Source organism: Pseudomonas sp. BRG-100 (genome assembly GCF_000737955.1).
In the GTDB taxonomy this organism is placed as follows: Bacteria; Pseudomonadota; Gammaproteobacteria; order Pseudomonadales; family Pseudomonadaceae; genus Aquipseudomonas; species Aquipseudomonas synxantha_A.
Genome location: NZ_JPRX01000001.1, coordinates 1,726,084 through 1,746,402, shown reverse-complemented (window position 1 = coordinate 1,746,402; position 20,319 = coordinate 1,726,084). Strand labels below are relative to the sequence as shown.

16 protein-coding genes are annotated in these 20,319 nt (G+C 59.6%); all 16 read left to right on the top strand.

Annotated elements, in window-relative coordinates; genetic code table 11:
- The first annotated feature begins 6 nt into the window (after positions 1-6).
- The 16 genes from uppS to kdsA all read left to right on the top strand — a co-directional run bounded on the left by uppS (position 7) and on the right by kdsA (position 20,239).
- Positions 7-762 (top strand): polyprenyl diphosphate synthase, encoded by a 756-nt coding sequence (gene uppS, locus JH25_RS19570; RefSeq protein WP_032877375.1) that lies wholly within the window; start codon positions 7-9, stop codon positions 760-762.
- Positions 763-1,569 (top strand): phosphatidate cytidylyltransferase, encoded by an 807-nt coding sequence (locus tag JH25_RS19575; RefSeq protein ID WP_032877374.1) that lies wholly within the window; start codon positions 763-765, stop codon positions 1,567-1,569. It begins immediately after the preceding gene.
- On the top strand, positions 1,566-2,756 hold the full coding sequence (gene ispC, locus JH25_RS19580; protein ID WP_005785718.1) for a 1-deoxy-D-xylulose-5-phosphate reductoisomerase: 1,191 nt from the start codon (positions 1,566-1,568) through the stop codon (positions 2,754-2,756). Before JH25_RS19575 ends, ispC begins: the two co-directional genes overlap by 4 nt.
- Positions 2,757-2,807: 51 nt before the next feature.
- Complete coding sequence (rseP, locus tag JH25_RS19585; protein ID WP_032877373.1) at positions 2,808-4,160, top strand: sigma E protease regulator RseP; 1,353 nt, start codon at positions 2,808-2,810, stop codon at positions 4,158-4,160.
- A 74-nt stretch (positions 4,161-4,234) separates the two neighbouring features.
- Entirely contained in the window at positions 4,235-6,622 is a 2,388-nt protein-coding gene (bamA, locus tag JH25_RS19590) for an outer membrane protein assembly factor BamA (protein WP_032877372.1), read from the top strand.
- Positions 6,623-6,667: 45 nt separating this feature from the next.
- Positions 6,668-7,171, top strand: a complete 504-nt coding sequence (locus JH25_RS19595) for an OmpH family outer membrane protein (RefSeq protein WP_003172279.1) — start codon at positions 6,668-6,670, stop codon at positions 7,169-7,171.
- Positions 7,172-7,174: 3 nt separating this feature from the next.
- A complete protein-coding gene (gene lpxD, locus JH25_RS19600; protein ID WP_005785724.1) occupies positions 7,175-8,230 on the top strand; it encodes a UDP-3-O-(3-hydroxymyristoyl)glucosamine N-acyltransferase in 1,056 nt (351 codons plus the stop codon).
- A 111-nt stretch (positions 8,231-8,341) separates the two neighbouring features.
- Entirely contained in the window at positions 8,342-8,782 is a 441-nt protein-coding gene (fabZ, locus tag JH25_RS19605) for a 3-hydroxyacyl-ACP dehydratase FabZ (RefSeq protein ID WP_005785726.1), read from the top strand.
- A complete protein-coding gene (gene lpxA, locus JH25_RS19610) occupies positions 8,779-9,555 on the top strand; it encodes an acyl-ACP--UDP-N-acetylglucosamine O-acyltransferase (RefSeq protein WP_005785728.1) in 777 nt (258 codons plus the stop codon). The genes fabZ and lpxA overlap by 4 nt, the downstream gene beginning before the upstream one ends.
- Positions 9,556-9,557: 2 nt before the next feature.
- Positions 9,558-10,697 carry a lipid-A-disaccharide synthase gene (gene lpxB / locus JH25_RS19615; RefSeq protein ID WP_032877371.1) on the top strand — a complete coding sequence of 380 codons (1,140 nt, stop codon included), beginning with the start codon at positions 9,558-9,560 and terminating at the stop codon, positions 10,695-10,697.
- A complete protein-coding gene (gene rnhB, locus JH25_RS19620; RefSeq protein WP_032877370.1) occupies positions 10,694-11,326 on the top strand; it encodes a ribonuclease HII in 633 nt (210 codons plus the stop codon). Before lpxB ends, rnhB begins: the two co-directional genes overlap by 4 nt.
- A 76-nt stretch (positions 11,327-11,402) precedes the next feature.
- Positions 11,403-14,924 (top strand): DNA polymerase III subunit alpha, encoded by a 3,522-nt coding sequence (gene dnaE / locus JH25_RS19625; RefSeq protein ID WP_032877369.1) that lies wholly within the window; start codon positions 11,403-11,405, stop codon positions 14,922-14,924.
- A gap of 128 nt (positions 14,925-15,052) precedes the next feature.
- Positions 15,053-16,000, top strand: a complete 948-nt coding sequence (locus JH25_RS19630) for an acetyl-CoA carboxylase carboxyltransferase subunit alpha (protein WP_003189182.1) — start codon at positions 15,053-15,055, stop codon at positions 15,998-16,000.
- A gap of 163 nt (positions 16,001-16,163) precedes the next feature.
- The gene (gene tilS, locus JH25_RS19635) at positions 16,164-17,483 is read left to right on the top strand and encodes a tRNA lysidine(34) synthetase TilS (protein WP_032877368.1); all 1,320 of its coding nucleotides are present in this window, start codon (positions 16,164-16,166) and stop codon (positions 17,481-17,483) included.
- 273 nt (positions 17,484-17,756) lie between these two features.
- A complete protein-coding gene (locus tag JH25_RS19640) occupies positions 17,757-19,388 on the top strand; it encodes a CTP synthase (RefSeq protein WP_032877367.1) in 1,632 nt (543 codons plus the stop codon).
- A 5-nt stretch (positions 19,389-19,393) separates the two neighbouring features.
- The gene (kdsA, locus tag JH25_RS19645; protein ID WP_003189190.1) at positions 19,394-20,239 is read left to right on the top strand and encodes a 3-deoxy-8-phosphooctulonate synthase; all 846 of its coding nucleotides are present in this window, start codon (positions 19,394-19,396) and stop codon (positions 20,237-20,239) included.
- Positions 20,240-20,319: the final 80 nt, after the last annotated feature.

Here is a 20,319-nt window from a genome sequence, read left to right as displayed (position 1 = left end):
GCCTTTATGGAAAAGACCAAGCAGACTGTGCCCTCCGTGGTGCCGCGCCATGTCGCGATCATCATGGATGGGAATAATCGCTGGGCGAAAAAACGCTTTATGCCGGGTGTTGCCGGGCATAAAGCGGGTGTTGACGCGGTAAGGGCGGTGATTGAGGTGTGCGCCGAGGCCAAGGTCGAAGTGTTGACCTTGTTCGCCTTTTCCAGTGAGAACTGGCAGCGGCCCGCCGACGAAGTCAGTGCCTTGATGGACCTGTTTTTCAAGGCGCTGCGTCGTGAGGCCAAACGCCTCAATGACAACAACATCAGTCTGCGCATCATTGGTGATCGCTCGCGGTTCCACCCGGAACTGCAAGTGGCCATGCGCGAAGCCGAGGCTATCACCGCAGGCAGTAATCGTTTTGTGCTGCAGATCGCAGCCAATTACGGCGGCCAGTGGGATATCGCCCAGGCTGCGCAACGGCTTGCCCGCGAAGTGCAGGCCGGCCATCTGCGCCCCGACGACATCACGCCCGAACTGTTGCAAACCTGCCTGGTGACCGGCGACCTGCCGTTGCCGGACTTGTGTATCCGTACCGGTGGCGAGCATCGCATCAGCAATTTCCTGTTGTGGCAGCTAGCCTATACCGAGTTGTACTTCTCCGACCTGTTCTGGCCGGACTTCAAACACGATGCCATGCGCAATGCGCTGGCCGATTTCGCTTCCCGTCAGCGTCGTTTCGGTAAAACGAGCGAGCAGATCGAAGCTGGAGCCCGGGTTTAAATGCTTAAACAACGAATCATCACGGCGCTGATCCTGCTGCCGATTGCCTTGTGCGGTTTTTTCCTGCTTGAAGGCTCCGGCTTTGCGCTGTTCATCGGCCTGGTCGTGAGCCTGGGTGCCTGGGAATGGGCGCGCCTGGCAGGCTTCGGCAACCAGTTGCCGCGCGTGGCGTACGCCGCAGTGGTCGCGGTGTTGTTGTTCCTGATGTATATCCTGCCGGACATCGCACCCTGGGTATTGGGGGCGGCGGTGCTGTGGTGGGCGTTGGCAACATTCCTGGTGCTGACTTACCCACGCACCAGCGGTCAATGGTCCAGCGTGGCCTGCAAGCTGGTGATCGGATTGCTGATCCTGCTGCCGGCCTGGCAAGGGCTGGTGGAAATCAAGCGCTACCCCATCGGTAATGAATTGATCCTGGCCGTGATGGTGCTGGTGTGGGGGGCCGATATCGGCGCCTACTTCTCTGGTCGCGCATTTGGCAAGCGCAAGCTGGCTCCGGCCGTCAGCCCGGGCAAGAGCTGGGAAGGCGTATACGGTGGCCTGGCCTTGACGCTGCTGATCACGCTGGTGGTCGGTTTGGTGCGTGACTGGTCGGTGAAAGAGGTTCTACTGGCCTTGCTGGGCACCGCTATCGTCGTGTTTATCTCGGTGGTGGGTGACCTCACCGAGAGCATGTTCAAGCGCCAGGCCGGGATCAAGGACAGCAGTAACCTGCTGCCGGGTCATGGTGGCGTGCTGGACCGCATCGACAGCCTCACTGCCGCGCTGCCGATCTTCGCGGTGTTGCTGTGGATGATCGCTTCGTGAGCGGCCTGCAGCAGGTTACCGTACTGGGCGCGACCGGCTCCGTGGGGCTGAGTACGCTGGATGTCATCGCTCGTCACCCGGATCGTTACCAGGTTTTCGCCCTGACCGGCTTCACGCGTTTGCGCGAATTGCTGGCCTTGTGCGTGCGCCACTCACCGCGCTTTGCTGTAGTGCCTGAGGCCGCGGCGGCCCGTGGGCTGCAGGATGATCTGCGGGCTGCGGGGTTGACCACCCAGGTGCTGGTCGGGGAAGCGGGGTTGTGCCAGGTGGCGGCCGACGCCGATGTGGATACCGTGGTGGCGGCGATTGTCGGCGCGGCGGGGTTGCGTCCTACCCTGGCGGCAGTCGATGCCGGCAAGAAAATTCTGCTGGCCAATAAAGAAGCCCTGGTCATGTCTGGCGCACTCTTCATGCAAGCCGTGCGCAAGAGTGGGGCGGTCCTGCTGCCGCTGGACAGCGAGCACAACGCAATCTTCCAGTGCATGCCCGGGGATTTCGCCCGCGGCTTGAGCCAGGTCGGTGTGCGTCGGATTCTGCTGACGGCGTCCGGTGGTCCCTTCCGGCAGACTCCGCTGGCTGAGCTTGAGCATGTGTCTCCCGATCAGGCCTGCGCTCATCCGAACTGGTCCATGGGGCGCAAGATTTCCGTGGATTCGGCGAGCATGATGAACAAAGGCCTGGAGCTGATCGAGGCGTGCTGGTTGTTCGATGCACGGCCTGATCAGGTCGAGGTGGTGATTCACCCGCAAAGCGTGATCCACTCCCTGGTCGATTACGTGGACGGTTCAGTGTTGGCGCAGTTGGGCAACCCGGATATGCGCACGCCGATCGCCAATGCCTTGGCCTGGCCGGAGCGGATCGATTCCGGCGTAGCGCCCCTGGACCTGTTTGCGATTGCGCGCCTGGACTTCGAAGCCCCGGACGAGCAGCGTTTTCCGTGCCTGCGCCTGGCGCGGCAAGCGGCCGAGGCGGGTAACAGCGCGCCGGCCATGCTCAATGCGGCCAATGAAGTGGCCGTGGCGGCGTTTCTCGAACGGCGCATCCGCTTTCCGCAGATCGCGAGTATCATCGAGGACGTCCTGAATCTTGAGCCAGTCGTGGCTGTAAATGACCTGGGAGCGGTATTTGAGGCTGATACCAAGGCCCGAGCCTTGGCCCAGCAATGGCTGGATCGCGACACACGTTAGGGTGGGCGCGTTTGAGCCTCCAGGCATCGGATTGAAATGCGGAGAAATTAGATGAGTGCGCTCTACATGATTGTCGGCACCCTGGTTGCTCTGGGTGTGCTGGTTACCTTCCACGAATTCGGCCACTTCTGGGTGGCGCGTCGTTGCGGCGTCAAGGTATTGCGCTTTTCCGTTGGTTTCGGCATGCCATTGTTGCGCTGGCATGATCGTCGTGGCACCGAGTTCGTGATTGCCGCTATCCCGTTGGGTGGCTACGTCAAGATGCTCGATGAGCGCGAAGGTGAAGTGCCGGCTGATCAATTGGATCAGTCTTTCAATCGCAAGACCGTTCGTCAGCGTATCGCAATTGTTGCAGCGGGCCCGATCGCCAACTTCCTGTTGGCAATGGTGTTCTTCTGGGTTCTGGCCATGATGGGCAGCCAGCAGGTGCGCCCGGTCATCGGTGCAGTCGAGGCGGACAGCATCGCGTCCAGGGCCGGCTTGGTGGCAGGGCAGGAAATTGTTTCCATTGATGGCGAGCCGACCACCGGTTGGGGCGCGGTCAATTTGCAGTTGGTGCGCCGCCTGGGTGAAAGCGGCACCGTCAATGTGGTGGTGCGTGACCAGGATTCCAGTGCCGAAACCCCGCGGGCGTTGGGTCTGGACCACTGGCTCAAGGGCGCCGATGAGCCTGATCCGATCAAATCCCTGGGGATTCGTCCTTGGCGTCCGGCCTTGCCGCCGGTACTGGCTGAGCTGGATCCGAAAGGTCCGGCCCAGGCCGCAGGCCTGAAAACCGGTGATCGCCTGCTGGCCCTCGATGGCCAGGCGCTGGGTGACTGGCAGCAAGTGGTCGACCTGGTACGTGTGCGTCCTGATACCAGAATTGTGCTGAAAGTTGAGCGCGAGGGTGCTCAAATCGATGTTCCCGTGACCTTGTCGGTTCGCGGGGAGGCCAAGGCGGCCGGGGGTTACCTGGGTGCCGGGGTCAAAGGTGTCGAATGGCCGCCATCGATGGTTCGAGAGGTCAGCTTCGGGCCTTTGGCCGCGATTGGCGAGGGTGCGAAACGCACCTGGACCATGAGCGTACTGACCCTCGAATCCCTCAAGAAAATGTTGTTCGGTGAGCTCTCGGTAAAAAACTTGAGTGGACCGATAACCATTGCTAAAGTGGCGGGCGCTTCTGCCCAGTCGGGTGTCGCGGATTTCCTGAATTTCCTGGCTTATCTGAGTATTAGCCTTGGGGTTCTGAATTTGCTGCCCATTCCAGTATTGGATGGGGGGCATCTGCTGTTTTATCTGGTCGAGTGGGTGCGTGGTCGCCCCTTGTCGGATCGGGTGCAGGGTTGGGGGATACAGATCGGTATCAGTTTGGTGGTCGGGGTGATGTTGTTAGCTCTGGTCAACGATCTGGGACGACTGTAACGCTTCGCTGAATTGCGAATCTGCCGCATTTTGCGGCAGTTTGTTTATTGCCAGTTGGAATAAGAAAGGACTTCATGAAACGTCTGCTGCTAACTGCGGTTCTCACCGTATTGATGATCGCCGAAGTTCACGCCGAGTCCTTCACCATCTCCGATATTCGCGTCAACGGCCTCCAGCGGGTTTCCGCGGGTAGCGTCTTTGGTGCCTTGCCGTTGAACGTCGGGGAACAGGCGGATGATCGTCGCCTGGTGGAATCCACTCGTGCGCTGTTCAAAACCGGGTTCTTTCAAGATATCCAACTGGGTCGCGAAGGCAACGTCCTGGTCATCACGGTCGTCGAACGACCTTCCGTTGCGAGTATCGCGATCGAAGGTAACAAGGCCATCTCCACTGAAGACCTGATGAAGGGCCTGAAGCAATCCGGCCTGGCCGAAGGCGAGATCTTCCAGCGCGCGACCCTTGAGGGTGTGCGTAACGAACTGCAACGCCAGTACGTTGCCCAGGGCCGCTACTCCGCGACCGTGGAAACCGAAGTGATCCCGCAGCCTCGTAACCGTGTGGGCCTCAAGGTCAACATCAACGAAGGTACCGTCGCGGCCATTCAGCACATCAACGTGGTGGGCAACACCAAATTCGCTGATGACGACCTGATCGACCTGTTCGAGCTCAAGACCACCAACTGGCTGTCGTTCTTCAAGAACGATGACAAATACGCCCGTGAAAAACTTTCCGGTGACCTTGAACGCCTGCGCTCCTACTACCTGGACCGTGGCTACATCAACATGGACATCGCTTCGACCCAGGTGTCCATCACCCCGGACAAGAAGCACGTCTATATCACCGTGAACGTCAACGAAGGCGAGAAGTACAAGGTTCGTGACGTCAAGCTCAGCGGCGACCTGAAAGTCCCTGAGGACCAGGTCAAGTCCCTGCTGCTGGTGCAGAAGGATCAGGTGTTCTCGCGCAAGCTGATGACCACTACCTCCGAACTGATCACTCGCCGCCTGGGTAACGAAGGCTATACCTTCGCCAACGTCAACGGCGTGCCGACCCCGAATGATGAAGATCACACGGTAGACATCACCTTCGTCGTCGATCCTGGCAAGCGCGCCTACGTAAACCGCATCAACTTCCGTGGCAACACCAAGTCTGCGGACGAAGTGCTGCGTCGTGAAATGCGTCAGATGGAAGGTGGCTGGGCTTCGACCTACCTGATCGACCAGTCCAAGACCCGTCTTGAGCGTCTGGGCTTCTTCAAGGAAGTCAACGTCGAAACCCCGGCCGTACCGGGTGTGGATGACCAGGTTGACGTGAACTACGCCGTTGAAGAGCAAGCTTCGGGCTCGATCACCGCCAGCGTCGGTTTCGCACAGAGCGCCGGCCTGATCCTGGGTGGCTCGATCACCCAGAACAACTTCCTCGGTACCGGTAACAAGGTTTCCATCGGCCTGACCCGAAGCGAATACCAGAGCCGCTATAACTTCGGTTATGTCGACCCCTACTGGACAGCTGACGGTGTGAGCCTGGGCTATAACGCCTTCTACCGCACCACCGACTACAAAGACCTCGACGTCGACGTTGCAAGCTATGCGATCGACAGCCTGGGTGTGGGCGCAAACATCGGTTACCCGATCAGCGAAACCTCGCGCCTGACCTTTGGCATCACTGCGCAACAGGATGAGATCAAGACCGGTGTGTACACTGTGGACGAGATCTTTGACTTCACCCGTCGTGAAGGCGACAAGTTCCTGAACTTCAAGGCGTCTGCCGGCTGGTCCGAGTCGACCCTGAACAAAGGTGTGCTGGCAACCCGTGGTCATTCCCAGAGCCTGACTGCGGAAGTCACCACGCCGGGCAGCGACCTGTCGTTCTTCAAACTCGATTACCGCGGCCAGTTGTTCCAGCCGTTGAGCGATAACTACACCATGCGCCTGCACACAGAGCTGGGTTATGGCGACGGTTATGGTTCCACTGATGGCTTGCCGTTCTATGAGAACTACTACGCCGGTGGTTTCAACTCGGTACGTGGCTTCAAGGACAGTACTTTGGGCCCGCGTGGTACGCCAAGCCGTGGTTTTGCTGACACCGGTAACGTCGGAACTCGACGTGACGACGACAACGACCCGCTGCCATTCGGTGGTAACGTGCTGATCCAGGGTGGTGCAGAGATCCTGTTCCCGCTGCCATTCGTCAAGGACCAGCGTTCGCTGCGCACCTCAGTCTTCTGGGACGTGGGTAACGTGTTCGACTCCAAGTGTGAACAAGTCACCAACCCGAACGGTTCGCGGTCCAACACCCAATGCAACGACGTGAGCCTCAGCAACCTGGCGAGCTCCGTGGGTGTGGGTGTGACCTGGGTGACTGCGCTGGGCCCGTTGAGCTTTGCTCTGGCCATGCCGATCAAGAAACCGGATAACGCTGAAACCCAGATTTTCCAATTCTCCCTCGGCCAGACGTTCTAAGCGTCTGACCCAAGATAACGACAACGGATTCTGTAGGAGTACATCGTGCGTAAGTTGACTCAATTGGTCCTGCTGGCCACTGTGCTGGTAACCACCCCGGCCTTCGCCGAAATGAAAATCGCCGTCCTGAACTATCAGATGGCTCTGCTGGAATCCGACGCGGCCAAGAAGTACGCCGTGGATGCCGAGAAGAAATTCGGTCCGCAACTGACCAAGCTCAAAACCTTGGAAAGCAGCGCCAAGGGCATCCAGGATCGTCTGGTAGCCGGTGGCGACAAGATGCAGCAAGGCGAGCGCGAGCGTCTGGAGCTTGAATTCAAGCAAAAGGCTCGTGACTACCAGTTCCAGTCCAAGGAGCTGAACGAAGCCAAGGCTGTTGCCGACCGTGAAATGCTCAAGCAGCTCAAGCCCAAGCTCGACAGCGCCGTGGAAGAAGTCATCAAGAAGGGTGCCTTCGACCTGGTGTTCGAGCGCGGCGCCGTGATTGACGTCAAGCCTCAATACGACATCACCCGTCAGGTGATCGAGCGCATGAACCAGCTGAAGTAAGCCATGACTGCGACTATCAAACTCGGCGAGTTGGCCGAGTTCCTGGGAGCCACCTTGCGTGGCTCCCCGGAGAAAGAAATCACTGGGCTAGCCACCTTGCAGGAGGCTGGCCCAGCTCAGTTGAGCTTCCTCGCAAATCCCCAATACCGTAAATACCTGGTTGATTGCCAGGCCGCAGCCGTGTTGCTGAAGGCCGCTGACGCTGAAGGGTTTATCGGGGATGCGCTGGTGGTGGCCGACCCGTACCTGTCGTACGCCAAGGCGTCACACCTGTTCGATCCCAAGCCGAAAGCGGCCGGTGGCATTCACCCATCGGCGGTAATTGCCGATGATGCCCAGGTTGACCCTGCGGCCAGCATCGGTGCGTTTGCAGTGATCGAGAGCGGGGCGCGTATTGGTGCAGGTGTCACCGTGGGCGCCCACTGCTTTATCGGCGCACGCTGTGAAATCGGTGCCAATGGTTGGCTGGCCCCACGTGTAACCCTCTATCACGATGTGCGTATTGGTCAGCGTGTGGTCATTCAGTCCGGCGCTGTTATCGGCGGCGAAGGCTTTGGCTTTGCCAACGCCAAAGGTGTCTGGCACAAGATTGCCCAGGTCGGCGGCGTATTGATCGGCGACGATGTGGAGATCGGTGTAAACACTGCGGTGGATCGCGGGGCTTTGGCCGATACGGTGATCGGTAACGGCGTGAAGCTCGACAACCAGATCCAGATCGCCCACAACGTACAGATTGGCGATCACACCGCCATGGCTGCGTGCGTGGGTATTTCCGGCAGCACCAAAATCGGCAAGCATTGCATGCTCGCCGGCGGCGTCGGGCTGGTGGGGCATATCGATATTTGCGACAACGTCTTTATCACCGGCATGACCATGGTGACTCACTCGATTACCGAGCCGGGGGCCTATTCTTCCGGTACCGCCATGCAACCTGCGGCTGAATGGCGCAAGAGTGCGGCGCGTTTGAGGAAGATCGACGACATGGCACGACGTATCAAACAGCTGGAAAAGCGTGTTGGGGACGTGACCCCTGGCGGTAATGCTTCATCTGAAGGCTGATACCATTTCCATATCAAGTGTGCACAGCCGCTAGACTGCCTCCTTGATTTGCTAGCGGGGCGTGCGCTTAGTTCGCCCGCCCCCAATCTTTATTACAGGCTTCCCCCCGAAATGATGGACATCAACGAGATTCGCGAATACCTGCCTCACCGTTACCCGTTCCTGCTGGTGGACCGCGTAGTGGACCTCAATGTCGAGGAAAAGCGCATTCGTGCCTACAAGAATGTCAGCATCAACGAACCATTCTTCAACGGTCACTTCCCAGCGCATCCCATCATGCCGGGCGTGTTGATCATCGAAGCGATGGCCCAGGCTGCCGGTATCCTTGGTTTCAAAATGCTCGACCTCAAGCCTGCCGACGGCACGCTTTACTATTTCGTGGGCTCCGACAAGCTGCGTTTTCGCAACCCGGTCACCCCGGGTGACCAGTTGATCCTGGAAGCCAGGTTCATCAGCTGCAAGCGCCAGATCTGGAAGTTCGAATGCCAGGCCTCGGTAGATGGCAAGCCGGTGTGCTCTGCCGAGATCATCTGTGCGGAACGCAAACTATGAGTTTGATTGACCCTCGCGCAATCATCGATCCGTCGGCCGTACTGGCCGCCGACGTTGAGGTCGGCCCTTGGTCGATCGTCGGCGCAGGTGTGGAAATCGGCGAGGGGACTGTCATCGGGCCACACGTGATCCTTAAAGGTCCAACCCGTATTGGCAAACACAATCGTATCTACCAGTTTTCCTCGGTAGGCGAAGACACCCCGGACATGAAGTACAAGGGTGAAGAAACACGCCTGGTAATCGGTGACCACAACATCATCCGTGAAGGCGTCACCATTCACCGCGGCACCGTACAGGATCGCGCTGAAACCACTTTGGGTGATCACAACCTGGTCATGGCCTATGCGCACATCGGCCATGACAGCGTGATCGGCAACCATTGCATCCTGGTCAACAACACTGCGTTGGCAGGCCATGTGCACGTTGACGACTGGGCGATCCTGTCCGGTTTCACCCTGGTGCATCAGTACTGCCATATCGGCGCCCACAGCTTTTCCGGCATGGGCACCGCCATTGGCAAGGATGTGCCTGCATTCGTGACGGTGTTCGGCAACCCTGCCGAGGCTCGCAGCATGAACTTCGAAGGCATGCGCCGCCGTGGTTTCAGCGAAGAGGCGATCCACGCTCTGCGCCGTGCCTACAAGACGGTTTACCGTCAGGGGCTGACGGTTGAGCAGGCGCTGACCGAACTGACCGAGCCGGCAACCCTGTTTCCGGAAGTCGCGGTGTTCCGTGACTCGATCCAGGCGTCGACTCGCGGCATCACTCGCTGATCATGGCCAATCTGCGTATTGCACTCGTGGCCGGTGAAGCGTCCGGCGATATTCTGGGTGCTGGCCTGATGCGAGCCCTCAAGGCCCAGCATCCTGCGGTGGAGTTTATCGGTGTGGGTGGGCCGCTGATGCAGGCCGAAGGGCTTGCCTCCTACTTCCCCATGGAGCGGCTGTCGGTCATGGGGTTGGTGGAGGTGTTGGGACGCCTGCGTGAGCTGCTCGCTCGCCGCAAGCTGTTGATCAAGACGCTGATCGATGAAAAGCCTGACGTCTTTATCGGCATCGATGCACCGGATTTCACGCTCAATATCGAACTAAAATTGCGTCAGGCCGGGATCAAGACCGTGCACTACGTCAGCCCATCCGTATGGGCGTGGCGGCAGAAGCGCGTGTTGAAGATCCGCGAAGGCTGCGACCTGATGTTGACCCTGTTGCCGTTCGAAGCCAGGTTCTACGAAGAGAAGGGCGTACCGGTGCGGTTTGTCGGCCATACCCTGGCCGATGCCATTCCGTTGCAAGCCGATCGTGCTGCCGCGCGTGCCGAGCTGGGTTTGCCCGACGGCCCGTTGGTGGCGTTGATGCCGGGCAGTCGTGGCGGTGAGGTAGGGCGCCTGGGGGCGCTGTTTTTTGATGCCGCCGAACGTCTGCAGGCACAAAAGCCGGGGGTTCGCTTCGTGCTGCCGTGTGCCAGCCCGCAACGCCGCGCACAGATCGAGACCCTGCTGGAAGGTCGCAACCTGCCGCTGACCCTGCTTGACGGCCAGTCCCATCTGGCTCTGGCAGCCTGCGATGCGGTGTTGATTGCGTCGGGCACTGCCACCCTTGAAGCCTTGCTGTACAAGCGGCCAATGGTTGTAGCCTATCGCCTGGCGCCGCTGACCTTCTGGATTCTCAAGCGCATGGTCAAGAGCCCTTATATCTCCCTGCCCAACCTGCTGGCCCAGCGCCTGCTGGTGCCAGAGTTGTTGCAGGACGATGCAACGCCTGAAGCGCTTGCGCAGACCCTACTGCCCTTGATTGACGGCGGCGAAGAGCAGACCCGTGGTTTCGACGACATTCATCGCACGTTGCGTCGTGATGCCTCGAACCAGGCGGCCGACGCCGTGTTGACCTTGATCGGCCATAAACAGGAAGCCTTATGACCACGCAAATGGGGCTGGATTTCAGCCTGGTTGCCCAAGCTCACGAACTGGTGGCCGGTGTTGACGAAGTAGGACGCGGCCCGCTGTGTGGCGCAGTGGTCACGGCGGCGGTAATCCTAGATCCGAACCGCCCGATCCTGGGCCTCAATGATTCGAAAAAGCTTACCGAGGCCCGTCGCGAAAAGCTCTATGACGAGATCTGTGAAAAGGCCCTGAGTTGGCATATCGCTCGCGCTGAAGTCGAGGAAATCGACAAACTTAATATCCTCCATGCAACCATGTTAGCCATGCAGCGTGCTGTTGAAGGGCTGCATATCACCCCGAAAATGGCGATGATCGATGGCAACCGTTGCCCGAAGCTTGCGATGCCGTCGGAAGCGGTGGTCAAGGGCGATAGCAAGGTTCCAGCCATTGCCGCCGCCTCGATCCTGGCCAAGGTCAGCCGTGACCGTGAAATGGCTGCGTTCGAACTGATCTACCCCGGCTACGGGATTGGCGGCCATAAAGGCTACCCGACGCCCGTTCATCTGGAAGCCCTGGCTCGGCTGGGCCCGACCCCGATCCATCGCCGCTCGTTTGCCCCGGTACGCCTGGCTTATGAGGCCCGCGAAAGTCTGATCGAGGTTTAGCAGCAAGGCTGATGTTTTTACCAAGGCCCGGTACAATCCGGGCCTTGTTGTTTTCATGTATCAAGACAGGATCACTATGCCGGCTTCATTCGTTCACCTGCGCCTGCACACTGAGTACTCCCTGGTCGACGGCCTGGTACGGATCAAACCACTGGTCAAAACCCTGGTGGGCATGAATATGCCTGCGGTGGCGGTAACCGATCAGAACAACATGTGTTCCCTGGTCAAGTTCTACAAGAACGCCATGGGCGCCGGCATCAAGCCGATCTGTGGCGCCGACCTGTGGCTGTCCAACAAGGACCCGGATAACCCACTGAGCCGCATCAGCCTGCTGGCGATGAACGGCGTGGGTTATCGCAACCTCACCGAGCTGATTTCCCGCGGCTTTATCGACGGCCAGCGCAACGGCTCGATCATCATCGAGCGCGAGTGGGTGGCCGAAGCCAGCGAAGGCCTGATCATGCTCTCGGCGGCTAAAGAGGGCGAGATCGGTATCGCGTTGCTGGGCGGTAATCCCCAGGAAGCCGAGGTGCTGGCACGTGAGTGGATGCAGGTATTCCCGGACCGTTTCTACCTGGAAGTCCAGCGTACCAACCGCCCCAACGATGAAGAACATCTGCATGCTGCCGTAGCCCTGGCCGATAAGCTGGGTGCTCCGCTGGTGGCGACCAACGATGTGCGGTTTATCAAGAAAGAAGATTTCGAGGCCCATGAAACCCGCGTGTGCATCGGCGAAGGCCGGGCCCTGGATGACCCGCGCCGCTCGAAGAATTACAGCGAAGAGCAATACCTCAAAAGCGCCGATGAAATGGCGCAGCTGTTCAGCGATTTGCCCGAGGCCCTGGAAAACTCCGTCGAGATCGCCAAGCGCTGCAACATCGAAGTGAAACTGGGCAAGCACTTTTTGCCCAACTTCCCGATACCCGATGGCATGACCATCGACGAATACTTTCGCAAAGTGTCGTTCGATGGCCTGGAAGAACGCCTTAGCGTTCTGCTGCCCAAGGACACCACTGAAGACTACGAAGCCAAGCGCCAGGTCTACGTTGATCGGCTGAATTTCGAGCTGGATATCATCATCCAGATGGGATTCCCTGGCTACTTCCTGATCGTAATGGACTTTATCCAGTGGGCCAAAAACAACGGCGTACCGGTAGGTCCCGGCCGGGGGTCAGGTGCTGGCTCGCTGGTGGCCTATGTTCAGAAGATTACCGACCTTGACCCGCTGGAATATGACCTGCTGTTCGAACGGTTCCTGAACCCGGAACGGGTGTCGATGCCCGACTTCGACGTCGACTTCTGCATGGATGGTCGTGACCGCGTGATTGAATACGTGGCCGAGAAATACGGCCGCAACGCGGTAAGTCAGATCATCACCTTCGGTTCCATGGCGGCGAAAGCGGTAATTCGCGACGTGGCGCGGGTGCAGGGCAAGTCCTACGGCCTGGCCGACCGCCTGTCGAAGATGATCCCGTTCGAAGTCGGCATGACCCTGGAAAAAGCCTACGAGCAGGAAGAAATCCTGCGCGACTTTATCAAGGTCGATGAAGAAGCCGCCGAAATCTGGGACATGGCGCGCAAGCTCGAAGGCGTGGTGCGTAACGTCGGTAAACACGCCGGTGGTGTGGTCATCGCGCCGACCAAGCTCACCGACTTTTCACCGATCTACTGCGATGAAGAAGGCGACGGCCTGGTCACCCAGTTCGACAAGGATGACGTGGAGGCGGCCGGCCTGGTGAAGTTCGACTTCCTCGGCCTGCGTACCCTGACGATCATCGACTGGGCACTCAAGACCATCAACCGCGACCGCGCCAAGGTCGGCGAAGAACCGCTGGATATCGCGTTTATCCCGCTGGACGACAAACCGACCTACAGCCTGCTGCAAAAGGCCGAAACCACGGCGGTGTTCCAGCTTGAATCCCGGGGCATGAAAGAGCTGATCAAAAAGCTCAAGCCCGACTGCCTGGAAGACTTGATCGCACTGGTGGCGCTGTTCCGTCCGGGCCCGCTGCAATCGGGCATGGTGGATGACTTCATCAACCGCAAGCACGGTCGCGCCGAGCTGGCTTACCCGCACTCCGACTATCAATACGAGGGCCTCAAGCCTGTATTGGCGCCGACGTACGGCATCATCCTGTATCAGGAACAGGTGATGCAGATCGCCCAGGTAATGGCCGGCTACACCCTCGGTGGTGCGGACATGCTGCGTCGCGCAATGGGTAAAAAGAAACCCGAGGAAATGGCCAAGCAGCGCGGCGGTTTCATTGAAGGTTGCGCCACCAACAACATCGACGCCGACCTGGCCGGTAACATCTTCGACCTGGTAGAAAAATTCGCCGGTTATGGTTTCAACAAATCCCACTCCGCCGCCTATGGCCTGGTGTCGTACCAGACCGCCTGGCTGAAAGCCCACTACCCGGCGCCGTTCATGGCTGCGGTACTGTCGGCCGATATGCACAACACCGACAAGGTCGTGACCTTGATCGAGGAAGTGCGCACCATGAAGCTGCGCCTCGATGCGCCGGACGTGAACGCCTCTGAGTTCAAGTTCACGGTGAATGACGAAGGTCGCATCATCTATGGCCTCGGCGCGATCAAGGGCGTGGGCGAAGGCCCGGTGGAGGCCATCACCGAAGCGCGTCAGGATGGGCCATTCAAGGACCTGTTCGACTTCTGCGCGCGTGTTGACCTCAAACGCATCAACAAGCGTACCCTTGATGGCTTGATCCGCAGCGGCGCGCTCGACCGTCTCGGCCCGTATTTCCATGATGAGCCGAAGGCTTACCAGGCCAATATCGACCGTAACCGTGCGGTGCTGCTCACCGCCATGGAAGAGGCGATCAAGGCTGCCGAACAGACTGCCCGCACCCATGACAGCGGCCACGCCGACCTGTTTGGCGGGCTGTTCGTCGAAGAGGATGCGGATGTCTACGCCAATCATCGCAAGGCCAAGGAGCTGACCCTCAAGGAACGCCTCAAAGGTGAGAAAGACACCTTGGGCCTGTACCTCACCGGCCACCCGATTGACGAGTACGAAGGCGAAATCCGCCGTTTCGCCCGCCAGCGCATTATCGACCTCAAGCCCGCGCGGGATACCCAGACCGTCGCCGGCATGATCATCGCCCTGCGGGTGATGAAAAATAAAAAGGGCGACAAAATGGGTTTCATCACCCTGGATGACCGCTCGGGCCGGATCGAAGCGTCACTGTTTGCCGACGCGTTCCACTCCGCCCAGTCACTTTTGCAGACCGACGCCATGGTGGTGGTGGAAGGGGAGGTCAGCAATGATGACTTCTCCGGTGGCCTGCGCCTGCGTATCAAACGGGTGATGAGCATGGAAGATGCGCGCACCAACCTGGCCGAAAGCCTGCGCTTGAAGGTCAAGACCGAAGCGCTCAAGGGCGATCAGCTACGCTGGTTGGGTGACCTGCTCAAGCGCCACCGCGGCGCGTGCCCGGTAACCATGGAGTACACCGGCAGCGACGCCAAGGCCATGTTGCAGTTTGGTGAGACGTGGCGGATTGATCCGGCTGATGGCTTGATTCAAGCTTTGCGTGACCAGTTCGGGCGAGACAACGTCTTCCTCCAATACCGTTGACGGTCAGTACCCCTGACCTCGGCTGAACATTTAATCTCGACCTAAACGCGCCTCTCCCTTAAGGTAGGGCGCGAATAGACAACCGGCTGGCCAGGCACTCCTTGGCCGTCGACCCAAGACGGACGCTTATGAACCCGAATTTTCTTGATTTCGAACAGCCGATCGCTGACCTGCAAGCCAAGATCGAAGAGCTGCGCCTGGTCGGCAATGACAATTCGCTGAATATCGGCGACGAAATCGCTCGCCTGCAAGACAAAAGCAGCACGCTCACCGAAGACATCTTCGGCAAGCTGACCAGTTGGCAGATCGCGCGCCTGGCTCGCCACCCGCGCCGTCCGTACACCCTGGACTACATCGAACACATCTTCACCGAGTTCGATGAGCTGCACGGCGACCGCCACTTCTCCGACGACGCGGCCATTGTGGGCGGTATCGCTCGCCTGGACGACCAGCCGGTAATGGTGATCGGCCATCAGAAAGGCCGTGAAGTGCGCGAGAAAGTCCGTCGCAACTTCGGTATGCCGCGTCCGGAAGGCTACCGCAAGGCTTGCCGCCTGATGGAAATGGCCGAGCGCTTCAAGATGCCGATCCTGACCTTCATCGACACTCCGGGCGCATACCCGGGTATCGACGCCGAAGAGCGCAACCAGAGTGAAGCGATTGCCTGGAACCTGCGCGTCATGGCTCGCCTGAAAACCCCGATCATCGCCACCGTGATCGGTGAAGGTGGTTCCGGCGGTGCGCTGGCCATTGGCGTGTGCGACCAGTTGAACATGCTGCAATATTCGACCTACGCGGTGATTTCGCCGGAAGGTTGCGCCTCGATCCTGTGGAAAACCGCAGAGAAGGCGCCGGATGCGGCTGAAGCCATGGGCATCACCGCCGATCGCCTCAAGGGCCTGGGTATCGTGGACAAAGTGATCGCCGAGCCACTGGGCGGTGCCCACCGTGACCCGGCCGCGGCTGCCGCGACCATCCGTGCTGAACTGGGCTCGCAACTGGCGATGCTCAAGAAGCTGGATAACGAAGCGCTGCTGGCCCGTCGTTACGAGCGCCTTATGAGCTACGGTCTCTAAAGTCGACGCCGTAACTCAATGTGGGAGGGGGCTTGCTCCCGATAGCGGTGGATCAGTCACCAGATGCAGTGACTGACACTCAGCAATCGGGAGCAAGCCCCCTCCCACATTTGCTTTGTGTATGCTCGGCTTATGTATTCCAGATTTGCGGCGGGGACATCTGATGAAACCGGCTCTACCCGCCAGACTCCTGAAAACCCTGGCCCCCTGGCGCAATGCTCCGGCCTGGCGCATTGCATTCTCCGGTGGCCTCGACTCCACCGTCCTGCTGCACCTTCTGGCTTCCCTGGCAAACACCGAAACCCTGCCGCCCATCAGCGCTGTGCATGTCCATCATGGGCTGCAAGCGGCCGCTGACGCCTGGCCCAGTCATTGCCAAGCGTTATGTGACAGCCTGGGCATACCTTTGCAGGTCTTGCGTGTGCAGGTGCAACCCGGTGCCAGCCTGGAGCGTGCCGCGCGTAACGCACGTTACCAGGCGTTTACCGAGGTGATCGGGGCAGGGGAGGTGCTGCTCACCGCCCAGCATCGCGACGATCAAGCCGAGACCCTGCTGTTCCGCCTGTTACGCGGAGCCGGAGTGCGTGGGTTGGCGGCAATGCCCGAGCGTCGCCCGTTGGCGACGGGGCACTTGGTGCGGCCATTGCTGGCGGTTTCCCGCGGAGCACTGGAAGCCTACGCCCACGAACACCAATTGAAGTGGATTGAAGACCCTTCGAACGCCGATCCACGGTTCTCGCGCAATTACCTGCGTCACCAGGTCTTTCCAACGCTGACGCAGCGCTGGCCTCAGGCAGTATCAAGCCTGGCGCGCACTGCCGAGCACCTGAGTGAAGCCCAGGGCCTGCTCGACGAACTGGCGCACATGGATCTGACCGCCGCCGATCAGCCTTCAGCGTTTCCCTGGTTGCCTTTGCCTTCCTTGGTCCTTGCTCCGTTGCGCGATCTTTCCGATGCGCGCCAGCGCAATGCCTTGCGTCATTGGCTGAATCCCCTGACTCGTCTGCCCGACAGTGACCACTGGGCCAGTTGGTACGCCCTGCGCGATGCCAAGGGGGACGCACAGCCGTTATGGCGCCTGGCCGACGGTCAGCTTCATCGTTGCGGCGAACGCATTTGGTGGCTGCCTTCCACGTGGTCGGAATTTTCCGACGTGTCGGTGAGCTGGCCCGATCCGCGAAATCCACTAGAGTTACCCGGGAACGGCCAACTGATGTTTGCCGGCAAGGCTCCCGAGGGACCCTTGTCGATTCGTTATCGCCAGGGTGGCGAAATCGTCGAAGTGCCAGGTCGAGGCCGGCGTGATCTCAAGCGCCTGTTGAATGAAAGTGGTATGCCGGGCTTCGTCCGTGGCAGATTGCCGCTGGTCTATCGGGGCGAGCAATTGCTGGCTGTACCAACGCTTGCGGGGCTGAGGGCCAGTCCGCTGGATGACTGGCAATTACATTGGTTGCCACAGACCTGCGATCAAGGTTTGAGCTGATAGCGCCTTTCCGGTAGACTACGCTCCCTTCTTGATACAACTTCTGTGGATTCGACTGAATCGCAGCAGTTGCCGATTACCAAGCAGTCTTTGCTGGGCGATTCCAAAAAATGTGTAGCGATCAACGTACCGGTGTTTCCTTGCTGGTCTGTCACAACGCGGCGGTTTTTTTGAAAGGTGCACTGTGATTAATGCAGGTGATCGGGGGCTTCGGCCTTCCTTCGCTTTCCCCGGCGGCTCGGACCGCTTTAACGCAGACTTCTAGGGTTTTTCATGACGCGCTACATATTCGTCACGGGCGGTGTTGTTTCTTCATTGGGGAAAGGCATTGCCTCCGCTTCATTGGCGGCCATCCTGGAGGCGCGGGGGCTTAAAGTCACCATGCTCAAGCTGGACCCGTACATCAACGTCGACCCGGGCACCATGAGCCCGTTCCAGCACGGTGAAGTGTTCGTCACTCACGACGGCGCCGAGACCGACCTGGACCTGGGCCACTACGAGCGGTTCATCCGCACGACCATGACCCAGAACAACAACTTCACCACTGGCCGTGTCTACGAGCACGTGCTGCGCAAAGAGCGCCGTGGTGACTACCTGGGTGCAACCATCCAGGTGATCCCGCACATCACCGACGAAATCAAGCGCCGCATCATCAAGGGTGCAGGCGATGCCGACGTGGCGATGGTCGAGATCGGTGGCACCGTGGGTGACATCGAGTCCCAACCGTTCCTCGAAGCCATCCGCCAGCTGCGTTTCGAAGTCGGCGCCAAGCGCGCGATGCTGATGCACCTGACACTGGTGCCGTACATCGCCACCGCCGGCGAAACCAAAACCAAGCCTACCCAGCACTCGGTCAAGGAGCTGCGTTCCATCGGCCTGCAACCGGACGTACTGGTTTGCCGTTCCGATCACCCGATCGACATTTCCTCGCGCCGCAAGATCGCGCAATTCACCAACGTTGAAGAGCGTGCGGTGATCGCGCTGGAAGACGCCGACACCATCTACAAGATCCCGGGCATCTTGCATTCGCAGGGGCTGGATGATTTTGTGGTCGAGCGTTTCGGCCTGCAGTGCAATGGCGCGGACCTGTCCGAGTGGGAAGCCGTGGTCGACGCCAAGCTCAACCCTGAGCATGAAGTCACCATCGCCATGGTCGGCAAGTACATGGAGCTGCTGGACGCGTACAAGTCGCTGATTGAAGCGATGAGCCACGCCGGCATCAGCAACCGTACCAAGGTCAACCTGCGCTACATCGATTCCGAAGATATCGAGAACCAGGGCACTGCGCTGCTCGAAGGCGTTGACGCGATTCTCGTGCCGGGCGGTTTCGGCCTGCGTGGCGTGGAAGGCAAGATCACCGCGGTGCAATACGCTCGCGAGAACAAGGTGCCCTACCTGGGTATCTGCCTGGGCATGCAAGTGGCCGTTATCGAGTTCGCCCGTAACGTGCTGGGCTGGAAAGACGCCAACTCCACCGAGTTCGATCACAGCAGCGGCCACCCGGTCGTCGGCCTGATCACCGAGTGGGAAGACGCCACCGGCGCCGTTGAAACCCGTACCGAAACGTCCGACCTGGGCGGCACCATGCGCCTTGGTGCGCAGGACTGCTTGCTGGAAGCCGGCTCGCTGGTACACGACTGCTACGGCAAGGACGTAATCGTCGAGCGTCACCGTCACCGCTATGAAGTGAACAACAATCTGCTGCCGCAGATCAAAGAGGCTGGCCTGAAGATTTCCGGTCGCTCCGGTGACGGCAAGCTGGTTGAAGTGGTCGAAGCGCAGGATCATCCGTGGTTCGTGGCCTGCCAGTTCCACCCGGAGTTCACCTCGACGCCGCGCGACGGTCACCCGTTGTTCAGCGGTTTCGTCAAAGCAGCACTGACGCAACATCAGAAGAAGGCGTAACCCTGATGGCCCAGAAGATCATTCGCGTAGGCGATATCGAGATTGCCAACGACAAGCCCATGGTGCTGTTCGGCGGCATGAACGTGCTGGAAAGCCGCGACATGGCGATGCAGGTCTGTGAAGAATACGTGCGGGTTACCCAGAAGCTGGGCATCCCATACGTGTTCAAGGCCAGTTTCGACAAGGCCAACCGTTCTTCCGTGACCTCCTATCGCGGCCCGGGCCTTGAAGAAGGCATGCGGATCTTCCAGGACATCAAGCAAGCCTTCGGCGTGCCGATCATCACCGACGTCCACGAGCCTGAGCAGGCTGCCGTGGTCGCCGAGGTGTGCGACATCATCCAGTTGCCGGCCTTCCTGTCGCGCCAGACCGACCTCGTGGTCGCCATGGCCAAGACCGGCGCTGTGATCAACATCAAGAAAGCCCAGTTCCTCGCCCCTCAGGAGATGAAACACATCCTGAGCAAGTGCGTGGAAGCGGGTAACGACCAGTTGATCCTCTGCGAGCGTGGTTCGAGCTTCGGCTACAACAACCTCGTGGTGGACATGCTCGGTTTCGGCATCATGAAACAGTTCGAATACCCGGTGTTCTTCGACGTGACCCACGCGCTGCAAATGCCCGGTGGTCGCTCGGACTCCGCCGGCGGTCGCCGTGCCCAGGTCACCGACCTGGCCAAGGCGGGCATGAGCCAGTCGCTGGCGGGCCTGTTCCTTGAAGCCCACCCGGACCCGGACAACGCCAAGTGCGACGGCCCATGCGCCCTGCGCCTGGACAAGCTGGAGCCATTCCTGGCCCAACTCAAGCAGTTGGACGAGCTGGTCAAGAGTTTTCCGACGGTAGAGACCGCGTAACTGCCATTTCTCCGGTAGAATTTCCCACGCTAAATGCTCAGGCCCTTGGGCCTGAGCCTTGTCGTCTGCAAGCCTGCCCC

Coding starts and splice junctions, on each gene's coding strand:
- uppS (WP_032877375.1), top strand. CDS start 7: ATGGAAAAGACCAAGCAGACTGTGCCCTCCGTGGTGCCGCGCCATGTC.
- JH25_RS19575 (WP_032877374.1), top strand. CDS start 763: ATGCTTAAACAACGAATCATCACGGCGCTGATCCTGCTGCCGATTGCC.
- rseP (WP_032877373.1), top strand. CDS start 2,808: ATGAGTGCGCTCTACATGATTGTCGGCACCCTGGTTGCTCTGGGTGTG.
- bamA (WP_032877372.1), top strand. CDS start 4,235: ATGAAACGTCTGCTGCTAACTGCGGTTCTCACCGTATTGATGATCGCC.
- lpxD (WP_005785724.1), top strand. CDS start 7,175: ATGACTGCGACTATCAAACTCGGCGAGTTGGCCGAGTTCCTGGGAGCC.
- fabZ (WP_005785726.1), top strand. CDS start 8,342: ATGATGGACATCAACGAGATTCGCGAATACCTGCCTCACCGTTACCCG.
- lpxA (WP_005785728.1), top strand. CDS start 8,779: ATGAGTTTGATTGACCCTCGCGCAATCATCGATCCGTCGGCCGTACTG.
- lpxB (WP_032877371.1), top strand. CDS start 9,558: ATGGCCAATCTGCGTATTGCACTCGTGGCCGGTGAAGCGTCCGGCGAT.
- rnhB (WP_032877370.1), top strand. CDS start 10,694: ATGACCACGCAAATGGGGCTGGATTTCAGCCTGGTTGCCCAAGCTCAC.
- dnaE (WP_032877369.1), top strand. CDS start 11,403: ATGCCGGCTTCATTCGTTCACCTGCGCCTGCACACTGAGTACTCCCTG.
- JH25_RS19630 (WP_003189182.1), top strand. CDS start 15,053: ATGAACCCGAATTTTCTTGATTTCGAACAGCCGATCGCTGACCTGCAA.
- tilS (WP_032877368.1), top strand. CDS start 16,164: ATGAAACCGGCTCTACCCGCCAGACTCCTGAAAACCCTGGCCCCCTGG.
- JH25_RS19640 (WP_032877367.1), top strand. CDS start 17,757: ATGACGCGCTACATATTCGTCACGGGCGGTGTTGTTTCTTCATTGGGG.
- kdsA (WP_003189190.1), top strand. CDS start 19,394: ATGGCCCAGAAGATCATTCGCGTAGGCGATATCGAGATTGCCAACGAC.